Below are 24,001 nucleotides of genomic sequence, written 5' to 3' on the forward strand. Positions count from 1 at the left end.
TTTGCACATACACCGTCCAAAAGTAGGATAAAATTTGGAATTTCTTTATATTTTTTTCTCTATTCTGTATACATTTCTGTCATTGGCGCTTCTGGAGATCAATTCGGCTAAAAATCCGGCTAAAAACAACTGGGTTCCGAGAATCATACAGGTCAGAGCGATATAAAAGTAGGGATTATGGGTAACAAGAGGAGCTTTTATCTCTTTGCTTAATGCTATCAGCTTCTCTATCCCCAACCATCCGGCCGCAAAAAAACCGATGATAAACAAAACGGTCCCCAATGCCCCGAAAAGGTGCATCGGTTTTTTGGCGAATCGCGTGATAAAGGTTACGGATAATAAGTCTAAGAAGCCGTTGATGAAACGATTGAGGCCGAATTTGGTCACTCCGTATTTTCGCGCCTGATGGTGGACCACTTTTTCTCCGATACGGGTGAATCCGGCTTGTTTCGCTAAAATGGGAATATAGCGGTGCATTTCACCGTATACCTCTATGTTTTTCACCACGTTATTTTTATATGCCTTTAGTCCGCAATTGAAATCATGCAGATATATTCCTGAAAATTTCCGGGCTGTTGCATTGTATATCTTTGTCGGTATGGTTTTCGTGATCGGATCGTATCTTTTCTTTTTCCAGCCGGATACCAAATCGAAATCCTCTTCCGTGATCATACGATAAAGCTCGGGTATTTCGTCCGGACTATCCTGAAGATCGGCATCCATGGTAATGACCACGTCTCCCCGGGCATCTTCGAAACCGCAATGCAAGGCGGCGGACTTCCCGTAATTTCTTCTGAATTTGATTCCGTGCACGCGGGAATCTTTCCGGGATAGTTCTTCGATCACCTTCCAGGAACCATCGTTGCTGCCATCGTCGACTAAAATGATTTCATAGCTGAAATGATTCTCTTCCATGACCCGGTTGACCCATGTTATAAGTTCGGGTAATGATTCTTCTTCGTTATATAAAGGAATGACAACAGATAAATCCATGGTTATTGTATTAATGTTAATAACGAGAAACGCGTTTGCGTAAAATCCCGGCTAAAAATAGCGTGAGAATGATACCGAAAAATAGTTTGTTCAGGAACTCTCCGACAGCGATACTGGCGGGATACAAAAAAGATTGAATACTTTTTTCAAACGTTTCGTAAAGAGGCGTGTTCCCGTATACTTGTTTTAGGATGGAGAGCATTACTTTTTTGAATCGCTCCATCAGATCGGGATCACTCGTGTAAAAAATAAAGATGTATAAGGCATAGAGAAAAGAGGCAATCGTTAGGATATATATTCCGGTCGAGAAGGATTTTCCGTAAGAGATGATTCCTTCTAAATGGTCGTCCCGGAATTTTTTTACTCCTAAAAAAATACCGGCAATCGTTAGCATTAAAATGATGTTGTTCAGTTGCGGGTTCAGTGAGATATTTTTCCCGCTCCAGAAGAACACTAAAGAAGCTACGATATAACTTCCGCCGACAAATAGACCGAAGATACTATTGTAGAGTAAAAATTCACTTGTTGTTTTTTTCATTATGACGATCAATAGAGTTGAGAATAACCTCTTAGAGATATCATTTCGCCGATTTGAGGCTGGCCTCCGTTTTCCATAAAATTATATCGAAGTAACCGATTCAATTTGATACCGTATATTTGAGAAATCATATACATGCTATCTCCTTTTTTGACTTTATGAAAGGTATAGCCTTTAGGCGCTTTATTTCTCTTGTGCTTTAGAAATACATGCATGCCTGTTCGAATGGAAGTCTCCTTTTTGTCGTTGTAAGCCAATAACCGTTTTAACGGGATTCCGAAATACCGGGCAATGGCTTCGAACGTGTCCCCTTCCTTAATTTTGATACAGGGTCTGTTGTTGATATACACGACTCGTTGTTGATAGTCCGGTCCCCCGTTCAGGGTGTAATTCATTTCGTAGGGAATCGGTTTTACCCGTTTCCCGGGGCGGTCGTAGATGAATAATTTTTCTTCCTCGATGATTCTGATCAGCTTTTGAGCATAATCCGGTGCCGTGGCATATCCTGCTTTTTTCAATCCTTTTGCCCATCCTTTGTAGTCCGTTTTGGGAAGTTCGAAAAGAAAGGAGTATCTCGAGCGTGAGGTCAGGAAGTTACTGTGGTCTACCCAGGATTGCTCCGGACTTTTGTATTTACGGAAACATTCGTTTTTCCGGTCATCGTCTTTTTTAAAACTGGGTCCGCTCCAGTCATGGCATTTGATGCCGAAATGATTATTGGCATTTATAGAGAGCTCGGATCTGCCGCAACCCGATTCCAATATTCCTTGAGCTAATTTAATACTGGCGGGAATACCGGTACGGTCCATTTCCTGAATCGCGAGATCCTTGTATTTTTTGATATAGTGTTGTCTGCTATCCGGATTTGCCGCGGCTACTTGGTAACAAACCAAGCAAAAAATGAAAAAAAAGTAAAATTTGTTCATCATCGGATATATTGTTTTATATTAGGCGGTAAAAATAATAAAAAAAACAGAATGGAAAAAGCGGAATTGAAGATAGAATACGAGGTATATAAAGAATCTTGTCCGGAAGAGTATAAGGAGTTATGTCATGCTGCTTTTGAAATGACACGTAATGCTTATTGCAAATATTCCGAATTTGCGGTAGGAGCGGCTGTTTTACTGAATAACGGAGAGATCGTATGCGGCTCGAATCAGGAAAATGCGGCTTTCCCCTCGGGTATATGCGCCGAACGTACGGCTTTGTTTTATGCCTGTTCCACCTTTCCTGAGGTGGGAGTGAAGGCTATGGCTGTTGCGGCTCGTAATAAAGGGGTCCCTTTGGAAGAGTTTATAACTCCCTGCGGAGCCTGCCGACAGGTGATCTCCGAGGTGATCAAACGATACCGGTCTGACTTCGACGTTATTTTAATAGGACGGAAAACGACTATCAGTGTTAAAGCCAGTCAGTTGTTGCCTTTTGCTTTTGATATGTAATGAGAATACTTCTGTTCTTGGTTCTGTTTGAAATTCTTTTGTATGTTGGACAAGGGAATTGGAAGAATCAATGATCTCATTTTTCATGGATGAGATCATTGATTTTAAAGTCGTGTTTACTCTTTTTTCATAAATAACTTAGACAAAGCAAAAGAACCATCTTGGAAAACAGAGGATGATTTAAAATTGGCAGGGATTGGCATCGTAACGGTAAAGTGGTAGCTGTTTGGGTTTATTTGTATTCGCCACTGGCCGGTTTCCGGGTCTTCCAAAACAGTGATAATAACTACTTTGGTTACTGTAACATCCGTGTAGCTGAATGTGACTGTAATCCGGAAAGTTCCTAACCCCTTTAGTATTACCTGCATTTCTTTTGTAGCTTGGTCATCTACAAAACCAGTGGGATTGCTAATTTCACATTTATCCGGTGTGTCTGATACTGCGGATACGAATGTATTTTTTAAGTAGAAACCTCCCTCGTCTCTAACCGTAAACTTGAGTGTTATTATTTCGTCGGCCCAAACGTTGGAGCAAAAACAGATAGCCATTAACATGATGGCTAACTTGGAAAACAAGCTTTTTTTCATGAGTTTAAGTTTTAAGTTTTAAGTTTGACATTAGTTGATTATATAGGACTACTCCCTTTTTACCCATTTTGCGGCGTCTACCACCAATACTTGTCCTGCGGATAACCCTTTATCGTGTAAGGTTAATTTTACATTGCCGGGAGATATGGTATATTTTCCTAAGGATATCCACCCGAGCGGGTAGTCGATTGCTCTTTCCTCCTCGTTTTTAACGGTATGATAGATGCGAACCTTGTAATTCTTGTTCGTTAGGTCGAGAAGGATGCGTTCTGTTTTGCCGTTATAATCGAATGTATAGTCGTAAGTAAGTTCTTGGTGTCCGCGACTGGCACTTAATTGGCATAGGTAGATGAAAAGTTCGTAAGTACCGCCTTCTTTTATTTCTGCATTCCATTCGACTGTGGATTTTGCCCCTCCGGTTTTGCAAAAGCAAGTAGTCAGGATGTCTCCATAAGCTCCGTTTTCAACGGCACGGGTCCATCGATGGGGGATATTGGATGAGATATAGTTGTATTTTTTAGGTTGTTTTCTTAGTTTTTGAAAAAAAGGTAATTCTTCTTGTATAATACGAAAGCCCGGGTCGGTGTCGTCCACGATGATCTCGTTCGTCGGGGCAAGAAACATCAGGGTGTCTACGGGGCGGATGTCTTGTATATCAGATGGATTAACTTCCGGAACTATGTCACCAAAGCTTGTTATTCCGAAATTTTCCGGCAAATTTCTGGAATAATTGGTATTTAGACAAAAAGAATAACTTAATGGGCGTTCCATTTTATCCGGGGGAACAGAATCTTTCAAAAGATAATATATTTCGATTGATTCATCTGGATGAATCAATCGACCTTGTATATGTCTGAATCCCCTCAGGTTCTCTTCTACAGAAACGACACCGGCAACCCGACTTCGATTCCATACTTTGAAATTCAAAAATATTTTGCCTTGCTGGTTTATTTGTGTTCGGACGGGTTTTATGTCTTTGATATAAAAAGCGGGAACTCCCTGTTCGATAAACCAGTTTTCCACGAGTGGCAGAATATTTATTCCGAGGTTTGTATTTAATTCTCCGGTAAATTGATCAAAAGATACTTCCTTGAATCGATATTTGCGAGAAAAGCCGTCTAAAAATAAATTGAAATCGGGCCATGAAGTTTGCAAAAGGATGTGATCTTGTAACTGAAAACTTTTCAGGCGGATAATATCTTGCAAAACTTCTTGTGTTCCAGGATCTTCCAAAGCTTCTTTTAAACTTTTGTGCGTTAGGTATTCTATCGCCTCCATATCGTTTTTTGTTTTTAGGGATAGGGCCTCGGAAGGATGTTTTTCTCTATACTTTAGCCCGGTATTTAACCATTGGATAACCCTGTTCATGACAGGAAATTCCGTGGAGTTGACGAATAGATTTTGTTCTTGTACCAGAAGTGAAAATGTCCGGTGAGCTTTTGGAAAAAAGAGAGTACCGTTTCTGGTGATTTGTATAGATTCTAATCTTTGCATCGTAAGCCAGTGTTGCTTATGTTCTTCTACATAGAATTTGAGAAGTTGCGGGTAGTCTATCGGTTTTTTGTCTTCCTGCTCCGGCATGAGTATGATCTCCGGATGTATATAGTCCAAAAGGGGTGTCCATGGACGGGAAAAAGAGTGGAAAGAGCGAGGAGTCTCTATGCAGGCTAATTTATGAAAGGGACAGGTCGATTGTTCTAAATAAACGTGTATGAATCCTTCACATCCCTTTATTCTACCCGAATCGGATGCGTTTAGTGCTCCCCGTAGCGGGTAGTGTCCTTTTTTATTGTAGAATTCCCAGCGGGTTATCGAGGTTTTTACCGTATCCCGGGCCATATCCCCCTCGGAAAGGATAATACCTGTCAGGGGGTATTTGTTGTTGAAACATGCGGTATCTCCCGATAATGTCATCTCGCCCTGGGAGATAACGGTTCTTTGCGGGGCAGAGATGACTTTTAATTTGAATAACGTGAAATCCTGTTGGTTGTTGAAAGGTTGGTCGAAGTTTACAGTGGGAATGGTAGTGGGATACCACAAGCATTCCGGTGTAAGTAGTGTAAATTTATCTCCTAAAAAAGCAAAATGACGCCCGAGAGAGAGGATGTATTCCGTTTTTTCCGTACGGAAAAACTCCTCGTTTGAAATGTCCGGGTAGCAAACGAGGGGATCGATTTTACCTTTGTAGTTCACGACCATGCGAGCCGAGTCTCGTGGTTCCATGGCGGCATCCACCAGGATAAGTTGTTCTTTTCGCTGGAAAGGAGTTTTTTGCCCGTTAAGAGTCAACTCCGTCACCTCTAATGCCGGATTCAGGTAAAGCAATAGTGTGTCTGTTTTTCGGGGTGTCCGGTTGACGATAGTCATCAGACTGGTGGCTTCGTATCTGTTTTTTTCTCTTTTGAAAATAATCTCGTGTTCTACGGTATTTATTTTTGGCATGAGGGCGACTTGGCGATAAAGTCGAGAGTACTCTGTTCTTTTGTCCTTGTTATGTTTGAAATGCAGGGAGTAGATGCTTGATGCGATCACGACTCCTCCGACGAAAAGCAGTAGCGCCCGGACCGGCCCTTTAGAGAGGCCTTTATGCTCCGAGAAGTGGGGGAGTTTCGTTATCGCCACGGAAATCAAAACCCCTGAAAACAATATAAAGATAGAACGTTGTAAAAGGTACACGTCGATTCCGGGGTGCCCGGTAATGGAAGAGAAGACATTGGGAATCTCGGAGGCGATGAAATCGAGAATCCCGTGCCCGACTGGAGGTAGAACAGAGATGGATGCGCCCCAGAATATAAACAGGATGAGAGAGGCAATCCAGGCGTTTTTTATCAAAATTTTTAACGCCAAGGACAATCCCGTCATAAACAGTATTGCCGGGAAGGTGAGGGTAAGGAGATAAAACAGGTAGTGAGAAAAATCAAAGGAGAAATTACTGGCGAAAAGATGAATCGTCATCGCGAGTATGATGACGAGTAAATCGATGAGTAAAATCATTTCAATTATCGCCAGGGTCTTCCCGATCACGTATTCCCCGGCGCTTGCCGGACGGGTAAGAAACACGTCGTTCGTGCTTTTCTTTTTATGCTGGTTTATAAAATCTCCGGCCAGAAAAATAACGGCCAGAGCCTGTAGAATACTGAAAAGGTATGCATTCGTGAACGGGATGACCGCCGGGATGTTGACCGGGGGATGCGGAACATTCCATTCGCTATGAAAATAGATATGAAAACTAAGCGTGCAGCCAATGATGAATAGCGTGAAAATGGTAAAAATAAGATTTCTTCGCAGAAGAACTCTTTCGTAATGTGCCACGAGTCTAATGTAATTTATGTTCATGACGGGATCGGTTTATGTTGCTCGTGTTCTTCTTTTATAACAAATTGTCTGTTAAAAATAGAGGTGAAGTCTTCGGAATCAAAAAAAGATGTAAAGTTATGAGGTATCGGCATGTTGACCGTGATGTTTTCGCCTGGTTCTATTTTTATGTCCCATTTGTTCTCCTTCTGGGTTACTGTGATCTTGACGGTTTCGGTTTTGGTTATATCAGTGTATGAAAATTGGACCGTGATACTGAAAGTTCCGGGACTCGATAAAGTTACGCGTATCTCTCTTTGACCGTTCTGATCGGTAAAACCGATAGGATTTTCGATTTTACAATTGGTGGAATCATTGGAAGAGGCTTCCGTTTTTACATTGGCTAAAGCGTAACCTTTTCCGTCTTTAACTGTAAACTTAATGCTTCTTTTCTCTTCAGCCCAAGTATTGGAACAAAAACAGACGGCCATAAACATAATTAGCAATTTGAAGATAAATATTTTTTTCATAGTATATAGGTTTGTGATGGTTTCTTTTAATAATTTAAATATATTCTTAATAAAATCAACGTTTACAAATTTAAGTAAATAAAGCAATGTATGTAAATATAATAAAATATAATATAGTATAAATTTAGTTGTTTGTAGGGATAATAGATTAGGGGAGGTCGTGAAATGGAGGGTGCGGGGGTCAGATTTTGAACGCTACCCGGTTGATGATGGAACGTCCTAAAGTGAGTTCGTCGGTATATTCGAGATCGTTTCCCACGGCGATTCCTTTGGAAAGGGTGCTGATGATCAATTCTTCCCGTCGGGGTAGTTTTTTGTAGATATAGTAACCGGTAGTATCTCCTTCAATGGTGGCTCGCAAGGCGAAAATGATCTCTTTTACCGGAGAGGTTGATATCCGGGAAATTAACGTGTCAATATGTAAATCGGCCGGTCCGACGCCGTCCATGGGAGAGATGATTCCTCCCAGTACGTGGTAAATACCGTGGTATTGTCCTGTGGCTTCGATAGACATCAGATCCCTGATGTCTTCCACGATGCAAATCGTGCCGGTGTCCCGTTGCGGATCGACACAGATTTCGCATGTTTCCTGATCCGTGATGTTATGACATTGGTTGCATTCCCGAATGGATTCTTTTAACTGCAAAATGCTGTTTGTGAACTGTTCGACCTCTTCCTTATTTCGGTGTAGTATATGAAGGGCGAATCGGAGGGCCGTTTTACGTCCGATACCCGGTAGGGTGGCAAATTGTTCTACCGCTTTTTCTACTAATTTGGAAGAGAACGATTGCATTTATCTATTATCTTCTTTGAATTTAATATCTCGAATCATCATTTGTATATCGATTTTTCCCATGAAAACGTTTTCTTGCAAGGTGTAACAGATGTCGAAATATTCTCCTTTACTGATGCGGTTAAAGTAATCCCCCATGCTGAAGGCGATGCCGCTCCGGTCATTACAGATACGGGTGTCGTCTACCACCACTAATTTGAGATGTTCGTTATTACGTCCGACCTGCTTTGATCCGATAAAATTGGTCACGTTTTCCGTCATGAAAACGGGAATGTTGTTATTCGGTCCGAAAGGAGCGAATTTTTGAATCATGTTATAAAGTTCCGGAGTGATATCTCCCAATTTTATTTTAGCATCGATATTGATTTGCGGAATCAACATCTCGTCGGTGATCGTTTCACTGACGATTTGTTGGAATCTTTTACGGAAGGGTTCGATGTTTTCGAGTTTTAACGTTAACCCGGCAGCATATTTGTGTCCCCCGTAATTTTCTAAATATTCACTGCATTGGGAAATGGCGTAATAAAGGTCGAATCCCTCTACCGAACGTGCGGATCCCGTAGCTAAACCGTTAGACTCGGTCAGGATGACGGTCGGCCTGTAATAGTACTCCGTTAATCGGGATGCCACGATTCCGATAACTCCTTTATGCCAGTTGGGATTAAATAAAACCGTGGCTTTCTGGGATTGATCGTATTGGGCCTGACCGATATACTCCAAGGCTTCTTCCGTGATGTTGTGATCCAGTTTTTTACGTTGGTCGTTGAAGTTATTGATGCTTTCGGCAACCTCCATCGCCTTTTGGGCATCATCGGCGATGAGTAGTTCGACCGATTTATTACCCGATTCAACCCGTCCGGCAGCATTGATCTTGGGGCCGATACGGAAAACGATATCGTTGATCGTTAGAGGTTTATTGATGCCGGAAAATTTTAATATGGTGTTCAGCCCCAAGCTGGGGCGTTCGTTGAGCTGTTGTAGGCCGTAGTGAGCCAGTATTCGGTTTTCTCCCGTAATGGGAACGATATCGCTGGCGATGCTGACACATATAAGATCCAATAAACTGTAAAGTTCCGACATCGGAAGATCGTGTTTCAAACTATAAGCTTGGGCCAATTTGAAACTTACGCCGCAACCGCTGAGCCAACGATAGGGATAGTTGCAGTCGCTCCGTTGCGGATCCAATACGGCAACGGCTTCCGGTAGTTGCTCTCCGGGGGTGTGATGATCACAAATAATTACATCTACCCCTTTGGTTTGAGCGTATCGGACTTTTTCTACGGCTTTTACTCCGCAATCGGTGACAATCATGAGAGTGATTCCGTGTTGGGCGGCATAATCGATGGCCCGAATAGAAACCCCGTAACCTTCCGTATAACGATCCGGTATGTAATACTCCGGTTTTTCACATTTATTTTTAAGGTATTTGTACAGTAATGCTACGGCCGTTGTGCCGTCTACGTCATAATCTCCGTAGATCATGATTTTCTCTTCCGTTTGAATGGCTTTTTCTAGTCGGGCAACCGCTTTGTCCATATCTTTCATCAGGAAGGGATCGTGCAGCATGTTTAAAGTCGGATTGAAGAAAGCGTGGGCCTCGCCTGCAGTTTCTATCCCTCTTTGTATTAAAAGGTTTGCAATGACATGACTGCAGTTAAGTTGTTTTGATAAAGTTTCTATTTTTTCCCACTCCGGTGGGGTATTGACTACCCATCTTTTTTTCATTATACACTTTCTCCTATTCAGCTACAAAGTAGTAGAATTTCCCCGTGATTTCAAAAGATTCGTAGTTATATTTTTTTAACCGATAGAGTATTTTATGCTATCGAATTGTAAATCAGAGCGGGCTAAAAGTTAAAAGATAGAGGATAAACCTAAAAGTTTGAAAAAAGAGGAGAGGTTGAGATAGGGGTGAATAAACTTTTTTCACTTTTCATTTTTCAATGATGGAATCGGTTTGTTATGAATTAGTAAATCTAAAATTATTACTATCTTTGCACTTTATTAAAACTTTCGTTTGCGCGAAGTATGTTCTAAAACCGCTAAAAGTTGATTGAAAATGAGCATAGAATTAAGTGAACAGGAAATAATTCGTCGGAACTCGTTGAATGAGTTGAATAAGATGGGGATAAATGCTTATCCGGCTCCGGAATTTAAGGTTACTCATCTTTCTAAAGAGATTCGGGATAAGTTTGAAACCTCTCCCGAAGAGTTACAGGAGGAGGTGGTGATTGCCGGCCGGATGATGAGTCGGCGAATCATGGGTAAGGCTTCGTTTTTTGAAATACAGGATGCTGCCGGTCGGATACAGGTATACGTGAGTCGAGATGATATTTCGGAGGGAGAGGATAGTACGATGTATAATGTGGTATTTAAGAAACTGATGGATATCGGAGATATCGTCGGCGTGAAAGGCCATGTATTCCGTACTAATATGGGAGAGATTTCCGTACACGCCAAGGAACTGACCATGTTATCCAAATCTTTGCGTCCGCTTCCGGTCGTAAAAGAAAAAGACGGAAAAGTATTCGATGCGTTTACGGATCCTGAAATGCGTTATCGCCAACGTTATTTGGATCTGATCGTGAATCCGCAAGTGAAAGAGGTATTCGTGAAGCGTACCAAGATGATCAATGCTATTCGTCAATTCTATAATGAAATGGGGTGTGTGGAAGTGGAGACGCCTGTTTTGCAAGCCATACCGGGAGGAGCTTCGGCCCGTCCTTTTATTACGCATCATAATGCATTGGATATCCCTCTCTATTTGAGGATTGCTAATGAATTGTATTTAAAGCGGTTAATTGTCGGAGGTTTTAACGGAGTTTACGAGTTTTCCCGGAATTTCAGGAACGAGGGAATGGATCGTACCCATAATCCGGAGTTCACTTGTATGGAGGTATACGTGGCTTATAAGGATTATAAGTGGATGATGGATTGTACGGAGCGTATGATAGAGGCGGCGGCATTGGCGGTAAACGGAACGACGAAAGCTCCGTTTGGCGAAAATGAGGTGGACTTTAAGCGTCCTTTTAAAAGAATAAGGATGGCGGATGCCATAAAAGAATATACCGGTTATGATATTACCGGAAAAAGTGAAGAGGAGATTCGGGCGTTTTGTTTATCCATCGGATTAAAGGTAGATGAAACCATGGGGAAAGGGAAACTGATAGACGAGTTGTTTGGAGAGAAGTGTGAAGGTCATTATATTCAACCGACATTTATCTACGATTATCCGGTCGAAATGTCCCCGTTAACCAAAATGCACCGGACGGATCCCGGCGTGACGGAACGATTCGAATTGTTCGTGAACGGAAAGGAGGTGGCAAACGCTTACTCCGAGTTGAACGATCCGATAGATCAATTGAATCGGTTTAAGGATCAATTGGCTTTACAGGAGAGGGGGGATGATGAGGCTATGTTCATCGACTACGATTTCGTGCGGGCGTTGGAGTACGGTATGCCTCCTACCTCGGGAATGGGAATAGGAATCGATCGTTTATGTATGTTTTTGACGAACAGTGCTTCGATCCAAGATGTTTTGCTTTTCCCTCAAATGAAACCGGAAAAGAAAATACCGGTAGATGGCGATGAGAAATTTTTAGCGTTGGGGATTGCCGAAGAGTGGATTCCTGTGATTCGGAAGATCGGTCACCAAACCGTGGAGTCATTGAAGGAAGTTGAGAATCCGAATAAGTTTCACCAGGAATTGTGCGGGATTAATAAAAAAGAAAAATTAGGATTGACGAACCCGACACAGGATGAGGTAAGGGTGTGGTTGAATAAGTAAATTTAAAGTTTTATATTGCGATTTACGATTCACAAATGATATTCGTGAATCGTAAATCGTTCATTATTAATAGAAGTATCATGCAAATAAGTGATAAACCCAGGATCGGGATTGTCGGCGGAGGTAGTTGGGCTACTGCCATATCTAAGATGCTGACGGAAAACAATGGTCGTATTAATTGGTTTATGCGCAATATAGAGACCATAAAGGCTTTTAAAGGTTTGAATCACAATCCGCGGTATTTGTGTGAAGTTGAATTTGACCTGGAGAAAATTAATTTTACCGATGATTTGGATAAATTGGTTACTCAATCGGATATTATTGTTTTTGCCATTCCGAGTGCCTTTTTGAAAAATGTGGTATCTCGATTACGGGTTCCGTTGAAAGAGAAAATTGTCGTATCCGCCATAAAAGGATTGATTCCGGACGATAATTTGATTATCGGGGAGTTTTTTCATAAATGTTATGATGTACCTTTCGGGCAGATCGTAATTATTTCCGGTCCCTGCCATGCCGAAGAGATTGCTTTGGAGCGTCTCTCTTATCTTACTTTTTCATGTGAAGATTTGAAATTGGCCCGGGCGATAGCGCAATTGTTTGAGTGTCATTACGTGAAAACGGCGATATCGGATGATATTTACGGGACGGAGTACGGAGCCGTATTGAAAAACGTCTTTGCCATTGCGGCCGGAATTTGTCATGGATTGAGATACGGCGATAATTTTCAGGCTGTTTTGATATCCAATGCGATTCAGGAGATGAAGCGTTTCGTGGATGCGGTACATCCGATAGAACGGGATATTAAAAATTCGGCTTATCTGGGAGATCTGTTGGTAACGGCTTATTCGCAATTTAGTCGGAACCGGACTTTCGGAACCATGATCGGGAAAGGATATTCCGTGAAGTCGGCTCAATTAGAGATGTTAATGATCGCGGAAGGGTATTTTGGTGTGAAGGGAATTCATGAGATCAATGAACATTATAACGTACATATGCCTATTACCAATGCGGTTTATAATATTTTATACGAGAGAATAAGCCCGACGATGGAGATACGGCTTTTAACGGATGAATTAAGGTAGCATGTTTAAGGGGGATGATGCTGAAAAAATGATTTTAATTTGGAATTGTAAATTAAGCGTGTGGTGAAAAAGATAGGGAAAAGGATGGGACATTGTGTAAGTAGGGCGTTGCCGGTTGCCTTGCGGACGTCGTCGTGGTTTTTGAAAATCATGTTACCCGTCTCTTTGTTCGTCACGTTGCTTTCTTATTTCGATATTCTGCCTTATATCTCCTCTTTTGCAGCTCCTTTATTTAAATGGGTCGGGTTGCCGGGTGATGCGGCTTTGGTTTTTGTCACGAGTATTTTTACGAATATATACACGGTGATCGCTTTACTTTCGACGCTGGATTTTACCGCACGGGAGTGTGTGATTATGGCGACCATGTGCCTGATTTCTCACAATTTTATCGTGGAGACTTTGGTGTTGCAGAAAACGGGTTCTTCTTTTATAGGTATGATCGTTTTAAGGATTGTTATGAGTTTTGTCGCTGCGTTCGGATTGAATATTTTATTGCCGGAGATGGGAGAAAAAATGATGAAGGAGACTTTAACGGTTTTACCGTTTTGGGCAACGATGCAGCATTGGCTGGTTAATGCCCTGTTTCTCTCTTTGAAAATCGTAGGGGTGATTTCGGGGTTAATGATTTTGCAACGGGTCTTGGAGGAGTTTGGTGTATTAAAAGTATTGTCCGGTTTATTATCGCCCCTGATGCGTATTTTCGGGTTATCTCCCGAGGTCGCTTTTCTTTGGTTGGTAGGTAATACCGTGGGGTTGGCCTATGGTTCGGCCATCATGTTGGATTGTGCGAAATCGGGTAAGTTGAGTCACCGGGAAGCGAATTTACTGAACCATCATTTGGCGATCTCCCATTCTCAGTTGGAGGATCCTCTTCTGTTTTGGGTTATGGGTTTACCTTTTTGGTGGTTGATGTTACCGAGAATGGTGCTGGCTTTGATCGTCGTGTGGATAAAAAGAGGGGAGTATTTTATACGTTCTCGTCATGATCATGAAAAGTGGCTTGTAAAATCTCAGGTATCCAATTCTTTAAATTAGTGTTATGGAATATACAATAGAAGAAGTTGAGAATGAACAACAGGCAAAAGAGTTTTTAATGTTGCCTGTGACCCTTTATAAAAATGATAAAAATTGGGTACGTCCTTTAAACAATGATATCAATAATGTATTTGATCCTGATAAAAATCCTTATTTTAAGCACGGAGAATGTACCCGTTGGTTACTGAGGGATGAAAACGGAGTTTGCGTGGGAAGGGTAGCCTCTTTTATCGATGAACATACCTGTCGTATGGATTCTTATGCTGTGGGGGGAATGGGTTTCTTTGAATGTATCGATGATCGAAAGGCGGCTTTTATGCTTTTTGATCGTTGCCGGGAGTGGTTGGAAGCCAGGGGAATGGAGGCGATGGAGGGGCCCGTGAATTTTGGCGAACGCAATGAATGGTGGGGACTCTTGGTAGACGGTTTTGTGCAACCAAACTATGGAATGCCTTATACGCATAAATATTATATAAAATTTTTCGAAGAGTACGGTTTCCTGGATTATTTCAAGCAGTATACCTATCGGACCCGGTTGGTTATGGAAAGTCTTTCGAAAGTAGTGGTATGGAAGTCGGATCGTTTATTGAAAAATCCGGATTATTCGATTGTATGTTACTCTCAAATAGATGCCCGGGAGGCGAAAAAAGCCTTTTTAGAGGTATATAATCATGCTTGGAACGAGAATGTACACGGGGTGGGAAAAATGCAAATGGAGCAGGTAGAAGCCCTGTTTAAGACTATTAAGCCGATTTTAGACCCGAATCTGTTGTATTTTGCCTATTATAAGGGACGACCGATTGGTTTTTTTATCATGTTTCCGGAATTGAACTATATTATCAAACACCTCAATGGGAAATTGAACGGAATAGGACTTTTAAAATTTTTATATTACCGTCATATCAAGAAAGGAAATGTGGCGTTGGGACAGATTTTTGGAGTGGTGTCCGAGTTTCAGGGAAAGGGTGTTGAAGCCGCTTTGATCCGGGTATTTTGTAGTAATATAATCGAAAGGCGTAAGAAATATGATTGGTTGGAGATGAACTGGATAGGTGATTTTAATCCGCAGATGATTCATTTGATGGAGTATATAGGAGCAAAGATATCCAAGACGCATATTACATATCGTAAATTGTTTCGGGAGGATATCCGCTTCTGCCGTTCGATAGATAAAATGAAAGAACGTTCGGAAACGAATTCGTAATTATTAAATAAACAGATATTGTATGGCTTGGTTAGACTCCTTATTTTTCGGGCAAGGTATAGCGCACTCCGTCTTGGTGTTCGCTATCGTTATCGCTATCGGAATTGTTTTGGGCAAAGTAAAGATAAAAGGGATTTCCCTGGGTATTACCTGGATACTTTTCGTGGGTATTATCTGTAGTCATTTCGGGATGAGGGTGGATGAACAGACATTGCATTTTGTAAAAGAGTTCGGGTTGATCCTTTTCGTGTATTCCGTGGGAATGCAGGTCGGGCCCGGTTTTTTTTCCTCCTTTAAGAAAGGGGGATTGACCTTGAACGTGTTGGCCTCGATGATTGTCTTTTTGGGTGTGATCACGGCCTACGTGATTCACTTGATAACCGGATTGCCGATAACGACTATGGTAGGAATCCTTTCGGGAGCCGTAACCAATACTCCGGGATTGGGAGCTGCCCAGCAAGCCTATACGGATATGACCGGGATAGGTGATCCTACGATTCCTTTAGGTTACGCGATTGCCTACCCTTTGGGGGTTATCGGAATCATCGGGTCTATTTTACTGATACGTGTGATTTTCAGGATTAAATTTGAACGTGAGCATGAGGTATTGGAAAAGCAGGATGAAGATAAGGCCACGAGTGCGCAACAATTTTCCGTGAAAGTCACTAATCCGGCTCTGTTTGGCAAGGACGTGATGGAGGTAACCCGTCTTATCAACCGTAAGTTCGTTTTTTCCAGGGTTTGCCACGGGGATGACCGGATTGAAATCGGTTCTTCCGATACCCGATTGAAGGCGGGGGATAAACTATTGGTTGTGGCTGCATCGAAAGATATAGAGGCTATTACAGCCTTTTTGGGAGAACAAGTGGATGTTGCCTGGGAACAATTGGACAAACAGCTGGTTTCAAGACGGGTTGTCATTACCAAATCCGATATAAACGGAAAGTTATTGGGAGAGATGAAGTTGCGGAACTGTTTCGGCGTAAACGTGACGCGGGTAAATCGCGCTGGTTTCGATTTGGTCGCCAAGCCGAATTTGCAATTGCAGATGGGAGACCGTTTGACTGTCGTGGGGCCGGAGGCTGCTGTTAATAATGTGGCGAAGGTATTGGGTAATTCGTTGCGTAGATTGAGAGAACCCAATTTGGTCCCTATATTTTTAGGTATATTTTTGGGCGTTTTTTTAGGAAGTATTCCTTTTACATTCCCGGGTATTCCTCAACCGGTGAAATTAGGATTGGCAGGAGGTCCTTTAATCGTTTCCATATTGATCAGTCGTTTTGGTCCTCATTATAAATTGGTGACCTATGCCACGATGAGTGCGAATCTAATGTTGCGGGAGGTGGGAATTTCTCTGTTCCTGGCCGGTGTCGGGTTGGGAGCCGGAGAAGGATTCGTGGAGACGGTGATCGATGGGGGCGGATTGAATTGGATCGGATACGGTGTCGTAATTACCGTTTTACCCTTATTGATCGTGGGGATCATTGCCCGGCTTTTCTATAAAATCAATTACTTTACTTTGATGGGATTGATCGCCGGCAGCACGACAGACCCGCCCGCTTTAGCTTATTCGAATGGAGTGGTCGGAAACGATATGCCTTCGGTGAGTTATGCAACGGTTTATCCGTTAACCATGTTCCTGCGCGTATTGACAGCACAGCTTTTAATTTTGTTTGTAGCATGAGGGAAGGATGATTTTGTTAATTGTATCTGATTCGAAGAATGCGAAAAATAGTCGTCGGTCTTAGCGGAGGGATAGATAGTTTTGTGACAGCCTTGTTGTTACGACAACAGGGGTATGAGGTTATAGGGGTAAATATGGATCTATGGCCGGCGAATGGGCAGGTACACAATCGTGATTTGGAGGAGTTTTGTAAACAAATAGAAATTCCCTTGTATCGTATTGAAGGGAGGGAACGTTTTGGACGTGACGTGGTTCTTCCTTTTCTTCAGGGGTATTTGGCGGGTATTACACCGAATCCGTGTGCCGTGTGTAACCGTTTTGTCAAATGGGAATTGTTGAAAGAGTTTGCGGATCGGCAAGGAATTCAACATATAGCGACAGGACATTATGTGCGCATCGGTAAAGAGAACGGACACTATTACATATACAAAGGGGTGGATTCCAATAAAGATCAATCTTATTTTTTGTGGGGAGTGAACGAGATGATTTTGAGCAGAGCCTTGACTCCGTTGGGAATCTACAGGAAAGAGGAGGTAAAAGAGATAGCCCGAATGAATGGTTTCCCGCTGCTTGCCAAGCAAAGGGAGAGCTCCGGGATCTGTTTTTTACAAGGAACGGATTATCGTACGTTTATCTGTCAACATACCGGATCGTCTTTTGGCTCCTCAACGGGTGAGATATGGGATGAGCAGGGTAATGTATTGGGAAGCCATCATGGAGTTTTGAATTACACGATCGGACAAAAGCGGGATATTCCTTTAAAGGACGGGAATCCTCAATATGTTTCTCGGATAGAGGCGGGTAGTAACCGGATTATCGTGAGTGATAAATCTGCGTTGTTCCGGAAGCGCATAGAGATAGAATCCGTTCATCTTATTGATCCAGAAGAGATGAATGCTGCAGATATCGAGATAAAAGTCAGGGGATTGGGGTTAAATCCGTCGGGGTATGTTCAGGTGGAGAAGTTACCCGGGAATCGGTTGATGTTGTATTTGTCCCATCCGGCCTGGGCGGTAGCTCCCGGGCAACCGGTAGCTCTCTACCGGGGAGAGCGGTTGATCGGAGGGGGAATCGTTCGAAAAACGATCATTGACGGTGATGAATCTTAAAGTCGGAATTTTTCGGGAGTGGAGTGAAAATTTGATGCGTTAAGTGGCTTAGGCTCTGGAAACTCCGATCGGTGTCGGGGAAATGACCGGAGAGGCTATGGTTTCTACTTGTTTTTCTCGAGAAAAATCTGTTATTTTGCAACGCTAAACACGGGAGTGGCTCAGTTGGTAGAGCATCGGTCTCCAAAACCGAGGGTCGGGAGTTCGAACCTCTCCTCCCGTGCATAGAACCACCTGCCGAGGTGGTTTTTTTATTTGATAGCGGATGAATGTTTTAAAGGTATGCCTATGGTTAAGTTAGTCATATTTGATTTGGACGGTACTTTGTTGAACTCGTTGGATGATTTGGCGGTTAGTACGAATTATGCTTTGCAAAAGCATCGCTATCCCACTCATGAGTTGCTTGAATATCGACGTTTCGTGGGAAACGGAATCAACAAGTTGTTGGAACGCGCATTGCCGGAAGAGGCGAGAACCGAAGAAAATGTGTTAAAGATACGGGAGGATTTTATGGCTTATTATGCCGTGCATAAAGCCGATTACACGGCTCCCTATCCGGGAATTGCGGAGTTGCTGGAGGCCTTGAGAAAGAAAAATATTTTATTGGCGGTGGCTTCTAATAAATACCATTCGGCAACTCAAGCTTTAATCCCTCATTATTTCGGTGAAAATACCTTCGGTTTTGTTTATGGTCAACGGGAAGGTATTCCGGTGAAACCAGATCCGACAATTGTTTTTGATATTCTAAAGGAGGCCGGGGTAAAACCGGAAGAAGTATTGTATGTAGGAGATTCCGGCGTAGATATGCAGACCGCATCTAATAGCGGGATCGTCTCAATCGGGGTGACCTGGGGATTCCGTTCTGCTGAAGAATTAAAAGAAAACGGAGCGATACATATCGTTGACCGTCCTTCCGATATCTTGAAATTATTGCGATAATAAGGGAGCTTGCGATAAGAGGAACAGGTGATTCTGCAACTGATCGCCTGTTCCTCCTATCCGCATATTCATTTTAAATCAACAGAATTCTGTGATTCAATGATTTATTGATTCCGTGATGCAATTACAATTTTCCAATCGTCAATCTATTAATCACCCGATCCACGTGTTCATTGTAAATTTTAGATTGTAGATTGTAAATTAAGAAAATAGCGTTCCATTTACAATATACAATCTTTTTAATCTCTAAATCGTTTAATCTCTAAATCGTTTAATCTCTAAATCTCAGAATCCTTTAATCTTTTCATTGTCTTTTGTCAGTATTTGAAAGAGCTGCCTCCGAGAAATTCGCGAATAATGGAAGTCGGCGGAATTTCTCTGGTAGGAACGGATTGTACATAGGAGAAGAACTTTAAGAGACGTAGAGCCTTGGAGTGTTCCGGGTATTTGGTCTGTACCTCTTCCAGTAAAGGAACAGCTTGTTGTTTAAGAGCTCCTAATTCGTATACCAATGCCGAATTGAAAATAACATCTGCTTCTTCTTGATAAGGTTCGATGTGTTTTTGTTCTCCGGATAGTACGCTTTCCCATCGTTTAAGGGTGTCCCAAGCCGAATATCCCCGGTATTTATGATCGCGAACCATCCGTCGGATCAAACGATTGTCCTTGGGGTTTATGATATTGTGGTTGTCAATGGATATTGAAGTTAATGCCGAAATAAAGATTTTGAAAAGACTTTCTTGGGGCAGGAACTCCGTCAAACGAGGATTCAGACCATGTATGCCTTCCACTATAATCACGTTATTCTTTGAGATCCTGAGTTTTTCTCCGTCGTAAAAACGTTGTCCCGTTTCAAAGGAGAATTTTGGAATCTCGACCTCATTTCCTTGTAGTAATTGCAGGATATTATCGTTGAACGTGTCGATATCGAGAGCGTCAATGGTTTCGAAATCGTATTCTCCTTTTTCGTCTCTGGGGGTATTTTCCCGGTCGACGAAATAGTTATCTAAGGATAAATTTACGGGTTTGATTCCATTGACCATGAGTTGCACGGCCAATCGTTTGCCAAATGTTGTTTTACCGGAGGATGAAGGACCGGCGATCAGGATTACCTTTACCTTTTTGTGTTTCTTTTTGACTAAATCCGCTATTTGGGAGATTTTTTTCTCGTGGAGAGCTTCACTTATTTTGATCATGGCTCCCACTTGTTTATTTTCTATAATTTGGTTCAGATCTCCGATTTGAGAAATTTCCAGGATTTTTCCCCATCTCTTGTATTCACTGAAAATGTTGAATAATTTCTCTTGTGGGATTAAGGGTGAGATTTCCGTCGGATTGTTTCTGTCGGGTAACATCAACAACATACCGTCTTTATAGGAGATCAGATCGAATACTTTCAGACAACCCGTGGTTGGAGCAAGAGTTCCGTAGAAATAATCCGAGGTCCCGTTAATGGAATATACCGAAGTATACATTTTGCCGCGGGTGGAAAGCAAGAGTTTTTTGTCCTTCAATCCTTCCCGTTGAAAAAGTTTTATAGCTTCTTCCGTGGGGGTCTCCCGGCGTATTATCTCCGTGTCTTGTTCGATGATTCTGGTCATTTCTTCTTTCAGACTCAGGATCGTTTCGGGCGTAAGAACCAGGTCCTTATTTGCGATCCGGCAAAACAGACCGTTGGAGATAGAGTATTCGACAATCAACGTCTTTTTCGGGAAAAGCGTTTTTACGGCTTTATAGAGAACGAAAATAAGAGAACGGATATAGATGCTATAACCGTCGAGAGAGGTAACGTCTATAAAGTTTATCCATTTGGGATTGTAAATCTCGTAATGTAAATCCTGTAATTCGTTATTGACTAACGCTCCGAGTATATTTTGATGGTTCTGGGGGAATACGATTTGTTTGAGTTCTTTCAAACTGCATCCTGTGGGTATTATATATTCTTGTTTGTTATTTTCACAATAGATCGTTATTTTATTTTTTTCCATAGCATTGAATATTTTATTTTTTAGGGAACTCATACTTATGAAAACAGTAATGCAAATTGTGTGCCGCTTCGATTATCTGTATTTTTCAGGCTGTCGGGGAATCGCGATATAATAACTTTTCTTTCCGGAAGCATGTAACGTGTTTGCCCTGAGCCAAGGATTAAAACGTTTTAAAGTTTTGTAAGATATTCCGTGAGTGTTGGCAAAGTGAGCCAGATCTTTGATGTTTTTATTGACTTTGACCTCTTCGCATTTTTCTACTTCATATTTCTCCGATACGTGAAAATCGTATAAATGGGGGTTCTCTATGATTTGCTTCATCGCCATGATCCGGAAGACATATCTTCCCGTCTCTTCTCCTAAAAGAAGGTCATAATAATTGTTCTCTTTTTGAAGATTGATTTGTCTTGTTAACATGTTCATTCCGGCATTGTAGGAAGCAGCGGCCATTACCCAAGTACCGAATTTCTCTTTTGCTTTTTTCAGGTACGCGCACGCTGCCCGCGTCGATTTTTCGATATGATACCGTTCATCTACAATTTTGTTCACTTCCATTCCCAGTTCTTTGGCCGTACCGCTCATGAATTGCCATAAGCCGACGGCTCCGGCGGGAGAGACGGCCAAGGGGTTCAGGCTACTTTCGATGACGGCGAGGTATTTGAAATCATCCGGTATTCCCTCCTCTTCCAATATGGGTTCTATGATGGGAAAATACCGGGAGACATTCTTTAATACCTGAATCGTATGGGAGTGTAAATAGGTGTTGACGATTAGTTCCTTGCGGAATGCTTCTGCAATGTCGGTTCTTTTTAAAGGTACATACTCGCCTGCCAAATCGAATGTTTCCGGACAATAAATATCCGACGGCTTCAACATAGGAACAACCTTGGATACGTGTTGTATCTCTAACGTGACAGGACGGTAAATGAGGTAAATGACGGCAGCCGTATCGAGTAGTACGATAAGGAACAGGATTTTTATAATGGTTTCTTTCTTCACTTCTTTTCTATTTTAATTTTCGAATATAATATATTTATACCTATTTTCCTTGCAGATGTAGTCATTGACAGGTACTTTTTAGGTTAATATAAATTCCCTTAATTATAATTTGTGCTTTTGCCAGCGGAAATGTTTCATATAGAGTAACGAGATAAAGCCGATACACAAGCCGTAAGTGACTTCCACCGTCCATACAGATTCGACTGACGTTTGCAGTACGCTTGCCAAAAACCAAATCTGGGCAGTATACAGGATAAGTACGAAGGTCTCGAGGATGAGAGCGTGAGAGGTATTTCCCGTTCCGGATATAGCTTCGAAAAAGGTGATGCCGAAACAAAGGGCGAGTGCGGCCAATCCGACGACATACAGGGAGTTGACGGATGCTTGTATCAGTTCGCTGCTATCCGAATAGATGGACAGTACTTGTTGTGGAAATAGATAACAGATGGCTAATATCGGGAGAACACTTAGCATGGAGAGGCGAATGACCTTTGTGAGCATGGGCATAACCTCTTTTTGTCTTTGTTCTCCTATTAGTCTGCTTGTCAATGTGTTGGCTGTGGCTCCGAAGCCGAATACCGGAATGACGATGAGCATATAAACGCTTCGGACTACAATGGTAATGGCGATGGGCCGTTCGCCCATATGCTCCACCAGGATGAAAAAAATAAACCAGGTCCCGAAAGAGAGAAGTTTTTGTAGCATGGTGGGAAGAGCTGTCTTTAGAATCGTTCCCATAAGCCATCCTTCTATTTTGTGAAAACTGAACAGGGCATATTGTTTGAGAGGGAGTTTAAGTAGGGTATACAGGGTGAAAAAAAGAAAGGCGGAAATTTCTGCCATAACGGAAGCAAGGGCTGCTCCACCGACTCCCAAGTTTGGAAAACCGAATTTCCCGAAGATCAGAAGGTAATTGAATAGCACGTTTACGGTAGCCATAACGGCTGTCGAATACCCGATGATCTTGGTATTGGATAATCCGATATATAGGGCCCGGTAAAGGAAATTAAAACAAACGAAAATAATGCCGTAATGCCGGAATGACATATATTCCATGGCGGCAGCATATATATTGGGTGAGTGGATTGCTGTTTCCAACAGCTCTTTGGTAAAATAATGCTGTACAAGAAAAAGGGACGTACCTAAAAAAGCGACGAAAAATAACCCGTGCTCGAATACGACTCCGATTCGATTAAGCCTTCCTTCTCCGAGACGTCTTGCCACGATAATTTGGATACCGATGGAAAATCCCCAAGCTAAAGTCGAAAAGACGTAATAGTAGATTCCGGCTATGGCTGAAGCTCCGAGAGCAATCTCGCTGACTCTCCCCAGAAAAGCGGTATCGGTAAGTGTAATTAAAGTTTGTGCCAAACTTCCCAATATGATAGGATAGGCGATGTTCCATATGATTTTGTTGCTTATGCTTGTCTTCATCCATGTTTTATTTGAGATACAAAATTACACCTTGTTTACGAAAATTGAAAGCGGGAGATTGAAAATGCGAGAATTTAATAGTAACTTCGTAAGTTCAAAATTAAAAGATATCAGATGACAATAGAAGAAAGAGTTAGCAAGGGCATCATGGAAGCCATGAAAGCTAAGAACACGGTACGTTTGGAAGTATTGAGAAATATAAAGAAAGTGTTTATTGAAGCTAAAGCCGTTCCGGGGGCGGGAGATTCGATTCCCGACAGCGAAAGTGTGAAGATCATACAGAAATTGGCCAAGCAAGGTAGGGACGCCGCGGTTATTTATAAGCAGCAGGGTAGGGAGGATCTGTTTTCCCATGAAATGGCGCAGGTTGAAGTACTGGATGAGTTTTTGCCCCAACCGTTGACGGAAGAAGAGTTGATAGCTGCACTGAAAGGGATTATAGAGAAGACGGGAGCCACGTCGGCTAAAGATATGGGCAAAGTAATGGGAATTGCTACCAAAGAGTTGGCTGGCGTTGCCGAGGGAAAAGTTATTTCGGCAAAAGTCAAAGAGTTATTGGGTTGATC

The 24,001-nt window shown here is 42.2% G+C and carries 20 protein-coding genes and 1 tRNA gene; 10 read left to right on the forward strand and 11 right to left on the reverse strand.

Translation table 11 applies throughout. From position 1 onward, the window contains the following. Nucleotides 1–45: 45 nt before the first annotated feature. From DMB45_RS12085 to DMB45_RS12095, 3 genes are read right to left on the reverse strand one after another with little or no spacing between them, the layout of a single operon-like run. Nucleotides 46–993 carry a glycosyltransferase family 2 protein gene (locus tag DMB45_RS12085; protein ID WP_041504301.1) on the reverse strand — a complete coding sequence of 316 codons (948 nt, stop codon included), beginning with the start codon at nucleotides 991–993 and terminating at the stop codon, nucleotides 46–48. 16 nt (nucleotides 994–1,009) lie between these two features. Then, entirely contained in the window at nucleotides 1,010–1,531 is a 522-nt protein-coding gene (locus tag DMB45_RS12090; protein ID WP_110688806.1) for a DUF4199 domain-containing protein, read from the reverse strand. Between the two features lie 8 nt (nucleotides 1,532–1,539). Next, nucleotides 1,540–2,460: a glucosaminidase domain-containing protein gene (locus DMB45_RS12095; protein WP_235375104.1), complete on the reverse strand. Its 921-nt coding sequence runs from the start codon at nucleotides 2,458–2,460 to the stop codon at nucleotides 1,540–1,542. 48 nt (nucleotides 2,461–2,508) lie between these two features. Between DMB45_RS12095 and cdd the strand changes: the two genes are divergently transcribed. Then, nucleotides 2,509–2,970 (forward strand): cytidine deaminase, encoded by a 462-nt coding sequence (gene cdd, locus DMB45_RS12100; RefSeq protein WP_041504303.1) that lies wholly within the window; start codon nucleotides 2,509–2,511, stop codon nucleotides 2,968–2,970. Nucleotides 2,971–3,086: 116 nt separating this feature from the next. On the opposite strand, the gene DMB45_RS12105 is transcribed toward cdd, so the two are convergent. The 5 genes from DMB45_RS12105 to recJ form a co-directional block, all read right to left on the reverse strand. Further along, on the reverse strand, nucleotides 3,087–3,557 hold the full coding sequence (locus DMB45_RS12105) for a hypothetical protein (RefSeq protein WP_041504304.1): 471 nt from the start codon (nucleotides 3,555–3,557) through the stop codon (nucleotides 3,087–3,089). 48 nt (nucleotides 3,558–3,605) lie between these two features. After that, nucleotides 3,606–6,893, reverse strand: a complete 3,288-nt coding sequence (locus tag DMB45_RS12110; protein ID WP_041504305.1) for an ABC transporter permease/M1 family aminopeptidase — start codon at nucleotides 6,891–6,893, stop codon at nucleotides 3,606–3,608. Next, nucleotides 6,890–7,381, reverse strand: a complete 492-nt coding sequence (locus DMB45_RS12115) for an Ig-like domain-containing protein (RefSeq protein WP_041504306.1) — start codon at nucleotides 7,379–7,381, stop codon at nucleotides 6,890–6,892. Before DMB45_RS12115 ends, DMB45_RS12110 begins: the two co-directional genes overlap by 4 nt. Nucleotides 7,382–7,562: 181 nt before the next feature. Continuing rightward, nucleotides 7,563–8,174 carry a recombination mediator RecR gene (recR, locus tag DMB45_RS12120; RefSeq protein ID WP_041504307.1) on the reverse strand — a complete coding sequence of 204 codons (612 nt, stop codon included), beginning with the start codon at nucleotides 8,172–8,174 and terminating at the stop codon, nucleotides 7,563–7,565. After that, nucleotides 8,175–9,899 carry a single-stranded-DNA-specific exonuclease RecJ gene (gene recJ, locus DMB45_RS12125; protein WP_041504308.1) on the reverse strand — a complete coding sequence of 575 codons (1,725 nt, stop codon included), beginning with the start codon at nucleotides 9,897–9,899 and terminating at the stop codon, nucleotides 8,175–8,177. Nucleotides 9,900–10,233: 334 nt separating this feature from the next. On the opposite strand from recJ, the gene lysS reads away from it, so the two are divergent. From lysS to DMB45_RS12165, 8 genes are all read left to right on the forward strand, one after another. After that, nucleotides 10,234–11,961, forward strand: coding sequence for a lysine--tRNA ligase (lysS, locus tag DMB45_RS12130; protein ID WP_041504309.1), 1,728 nt, complete (start codon nucleotides 10,234–10,236; stop codon nucleotides 11,959–11,961). Between the two features lie 80 nt (nucleotides 11,962–12,041). After that, nucleotides 12,042–13,043, forward strand: coding sequence for an NAD(P)H-dependent glycerol-3-phosphate dehydrogenase (locus tag DMB45_RS12135; protein ID WP_041504310.1), 1,002 nt, complete (start codon nucleotides 12,042–12,044; stop codon nucleotides 13,041–13,043). Nucleotides 13,044–13,106: 63 nt separating this feature from the next. Next, complete coding sequence (locus DMB45_RS12140; RefSeq protein WP_236684975.1) at nucleotides 13,107–14,078, forward strand: nucleoside recognition domain-containing protein; 972 nt, start codon at nucleotides 13,107–13,109, stop codon at nucleotides 14,076–14,078. Nucleotides 14,079–14,082: 4 nt separating this feature from the next. Then, complete coding sequence (locus DMB45_RS12145) at nucleotides 14,083–15,282, forward strand: hypothetical protein (protein ID WP_110688808.1); 1,200 nt, start codon at nucleotides 14,083–14,085, stop codon at nucleotides 15,280–15,282. A 22-nt stretch (nucleotides 15,283–15,304) separates the two neighbouring features. Beyond that, nucleotides 15,305–16,966, forward strand: coding sequence for a putative transporter (locus DMB45_RS12150; RefSeq protein WP_041505118.1), 1,662 nt, complete (start codon nucleotides 15,305–15,307; stop codon nucleotides 16,964–16,966). A gap of 38 nt (nucleotides 16,967–17,004) precedes the next feature. Then, nucleotides 17,005–18,075, forward strand: a complete 1,071-nt coding sequence (gene mnmA / locus DMB45_RS12155) for a tRNA 2-thiouridine(34) synthase MnmA (RefSeq protein ID WP_041505119.1) — start codon at nucleotides 17,005–17,007, stop codon at nucleotides 18,073–18,075. A 150-nt stretch (nucleotides 18,076–18,225) separates the two neighbouring features. After that, nucleotides 18,226–18,298: transfer RNA gene (locus DMB45_RS12160), tRNA-Trp, on the forward strand. 65 nt (nucleotides 18,299–18,363) lie between these two features. Beyond that, on the forward strand, nucleotides 18,364–19,014 hold the full coding sequence (locus DMB45_RS12165; protein WP_041504461.1) for an HAD family hydrolase: 651 nt from the start codon (nucleotides 18,364–18,366) through the stop codon (nucleotides 19,012–19,014). 317 nt (nucleotides 19,015–19,331) lie between these two features. Here the strand turns inward: DMB45_RS12165 and DMB45_RS12170 are convergent, their stop codons facing one another. The 3 genes from DMB45_RS12170 to DMB45_RS12180 all read right to left on the reverse strand — a co-directional run bounded on the left by DMB45_RS12170 (nucleotide 19,332) and on the right by DMB45_RS12180 (nucleotide 23,435). Further along, entirely contained in the window at nucleotides 19,332–21,002 is a 1,671-nt protein-coding gene (locus DMB45_RS12170) for a nucleoside kinase (protein ID WP_041505120.1), read from the reverse strand. A 72-nt stretch (nucleotides 21,003–21,074) separates the two neighbouring features. After that, nucleotides 21,075–22,001, reverse strand: a complete 927-nt coding sequence (locus tag DMB45_RS12175; RefSeq protein WP_041504315.1) for a lytic transglycosylase domain-containing protein — start codon at nucleotides 21,999–22,001, stop codon at nucleotides 21,075–21,077. A 102-nt stretch (nucleotides 22,002–22,103) separates the two neighbouring features. Continuing rightward, nucleotides 22,104–23,435 carry an MATE family efflux transporter gene (locus DMB45_RS12180; RefSeq protein ID WP_041504316.1) on the reverse strand — a complete coding sequence of 444 codons (1,332 nt, stop codon included), beginning with the start codon at nucleotides 23,433–23,435 and terminating at the stop codon, nucleotides 22,104–22,106. Between the two features lie 114 nt (nucleotides 23,436–23,549). Between DMB45_RS12180 and DMB45_RS12185 the strand changes: the two genes are divergently transcribed. Further along, on the forward strand, nucleotides 23,550–23,999 hold the full coding sequence (locus tag DMB45_RS12185) for a GatB/YqeY domain-containing protein (RefSeq protein WP_041504317.1): 450 nt from the start codon (nucleotides 23,550–23,552) through the stop codon (nucleotides 23,997–23,999). The last annotated feature ends 2 nt before the right edge of the window (nucleotides 24,000–24,001 follow it).

The organism is Sanguibacteroides justesenii (genome assembly GCF_003204205.1).
In the GTDB taxonomy this organism is placed as follows: Bacteria; Bacteroidota; Bacteroidia; order Bacteroidales; family Marinifilaceae; genus Gabonibacter; species Gabonibacter massiliensis.

Coding starts and splice junctions, on each gene's coding strand:
- DMB45_RS12110 (WP_041504305.1), bottom strand. CDS start 6,893: ATGAACATAAATTACATTAGACTCGTGGCACATTACGAAAGAGTTCTT.
- DMB45_RS12150 (WP_041505118.1), top strand. CDS start 15,305: ATGGCTTGGTTAGACTCCTTATTTTTCGGGCAAGGTATAGCGCACTCC.
- lysS (WP_041504309.1), top strand. CDS start 10,234: ATGAGCATAGAATTAAGTGAACAGGAAATAATTCGTCGGAACTCGTTG.
- DMB45_RS12135 (WP_041504310.1), top strand. CDS start 12,042: ATGCAAATAAGTGATAAACCCAGGATCGGGATTGTCGGCGGAGGTAGT.
- DMB45_RS12085 (WP_041504301.1), bottom strand. CDS start 993: ATGGATTTATCTGTTGTCATTCCTTTATATAACGAAGAAGAATCATTA.
- DMB45_RS12145 (WP_110688808.1), top strand. CDS start 14,083: ATGGAATATACAATAGAAGAAGTTGAGAATGAACAACAGGCAAAAGAG.
- DMB45_RS12105 (WP_041504304.1), bottom strand. CDS start 3,557: ATGAAAAAAAGCTTGTTTTCCAAGTTAGCCATCATGTTAATGGCTATC.
- DMB45_RS12170 (WP_041505120.1), bottom strand. CDS start 21,002: ATGGAAAAAAATAAAATAACGATCTATTGTGAAAATAACAAACAAGAA.
- recJ (WP_041504308.1), bottom strand. CDS start 9,899: ATGAAAAAAAGATGGGTAGTCAATACCCCACCGGAGTGGGAAAAAATA.
- DMB45_RS12095 (WP_235375104.1), bottom strand. CDS start 2,460: ATGATGAACAAATTTTACTTTTTTTTCATTTTTTGCTTGGTTTGTTAC.
- DMB45_RS12090 (WP_110688806.1), bottom strand. CDS start 1,531: ATGAAAAAAACAACAAGTGAATTTTTACTCTACAATAGTATCTTCGGT.
- mnmA (WP_041505119.1), top strand. CDS start 17,005: ATGCGAAAAATAGTCGTCGGTCTTAGCGGAGGGATAGATAGTTTTGTG.
- DMB45_RS12115 (WP_041504306.1), bottom strand. CDS start 7,381: ATGAAAAAAATATTTATCTTCAAATTGCTAATTATGTTTATGGCCGTC.
- DMB45_RS12185 (WP_041504317.1), top strand. CDS start 23,550: ATGACAATAGAAGAAAGAGTTAGCAAGGGCATCATGGAAGCCATGAAA.
- cdd (WP_041504303.1), top strand. CDS start 2,509: ATGGAAAAAGCGGAATTGAAGATAGAATACGAGGTATATAAAGAATCT.
- DMB45_RS12165 (WP_041504461.1), top strand. CDS start 18,364: ATGGTTAAGTTAGTCATATTTGATTTGGACGGTACTTTGTTGAACTCG.
- DMB45_RS12180 (WP_041504316.1), bottom strand. CDS start 23,435: ATGAAGACAAGCATAAGCAACAAAATCATATGGAACATCGCCTATCCT.
- recR (WP_041504307.1), bottom strand. CDS start 8,174: ATGCAATCGTTCTCTTCCAAATTAGTAGAAAAAGCGGTAGAACAATTT.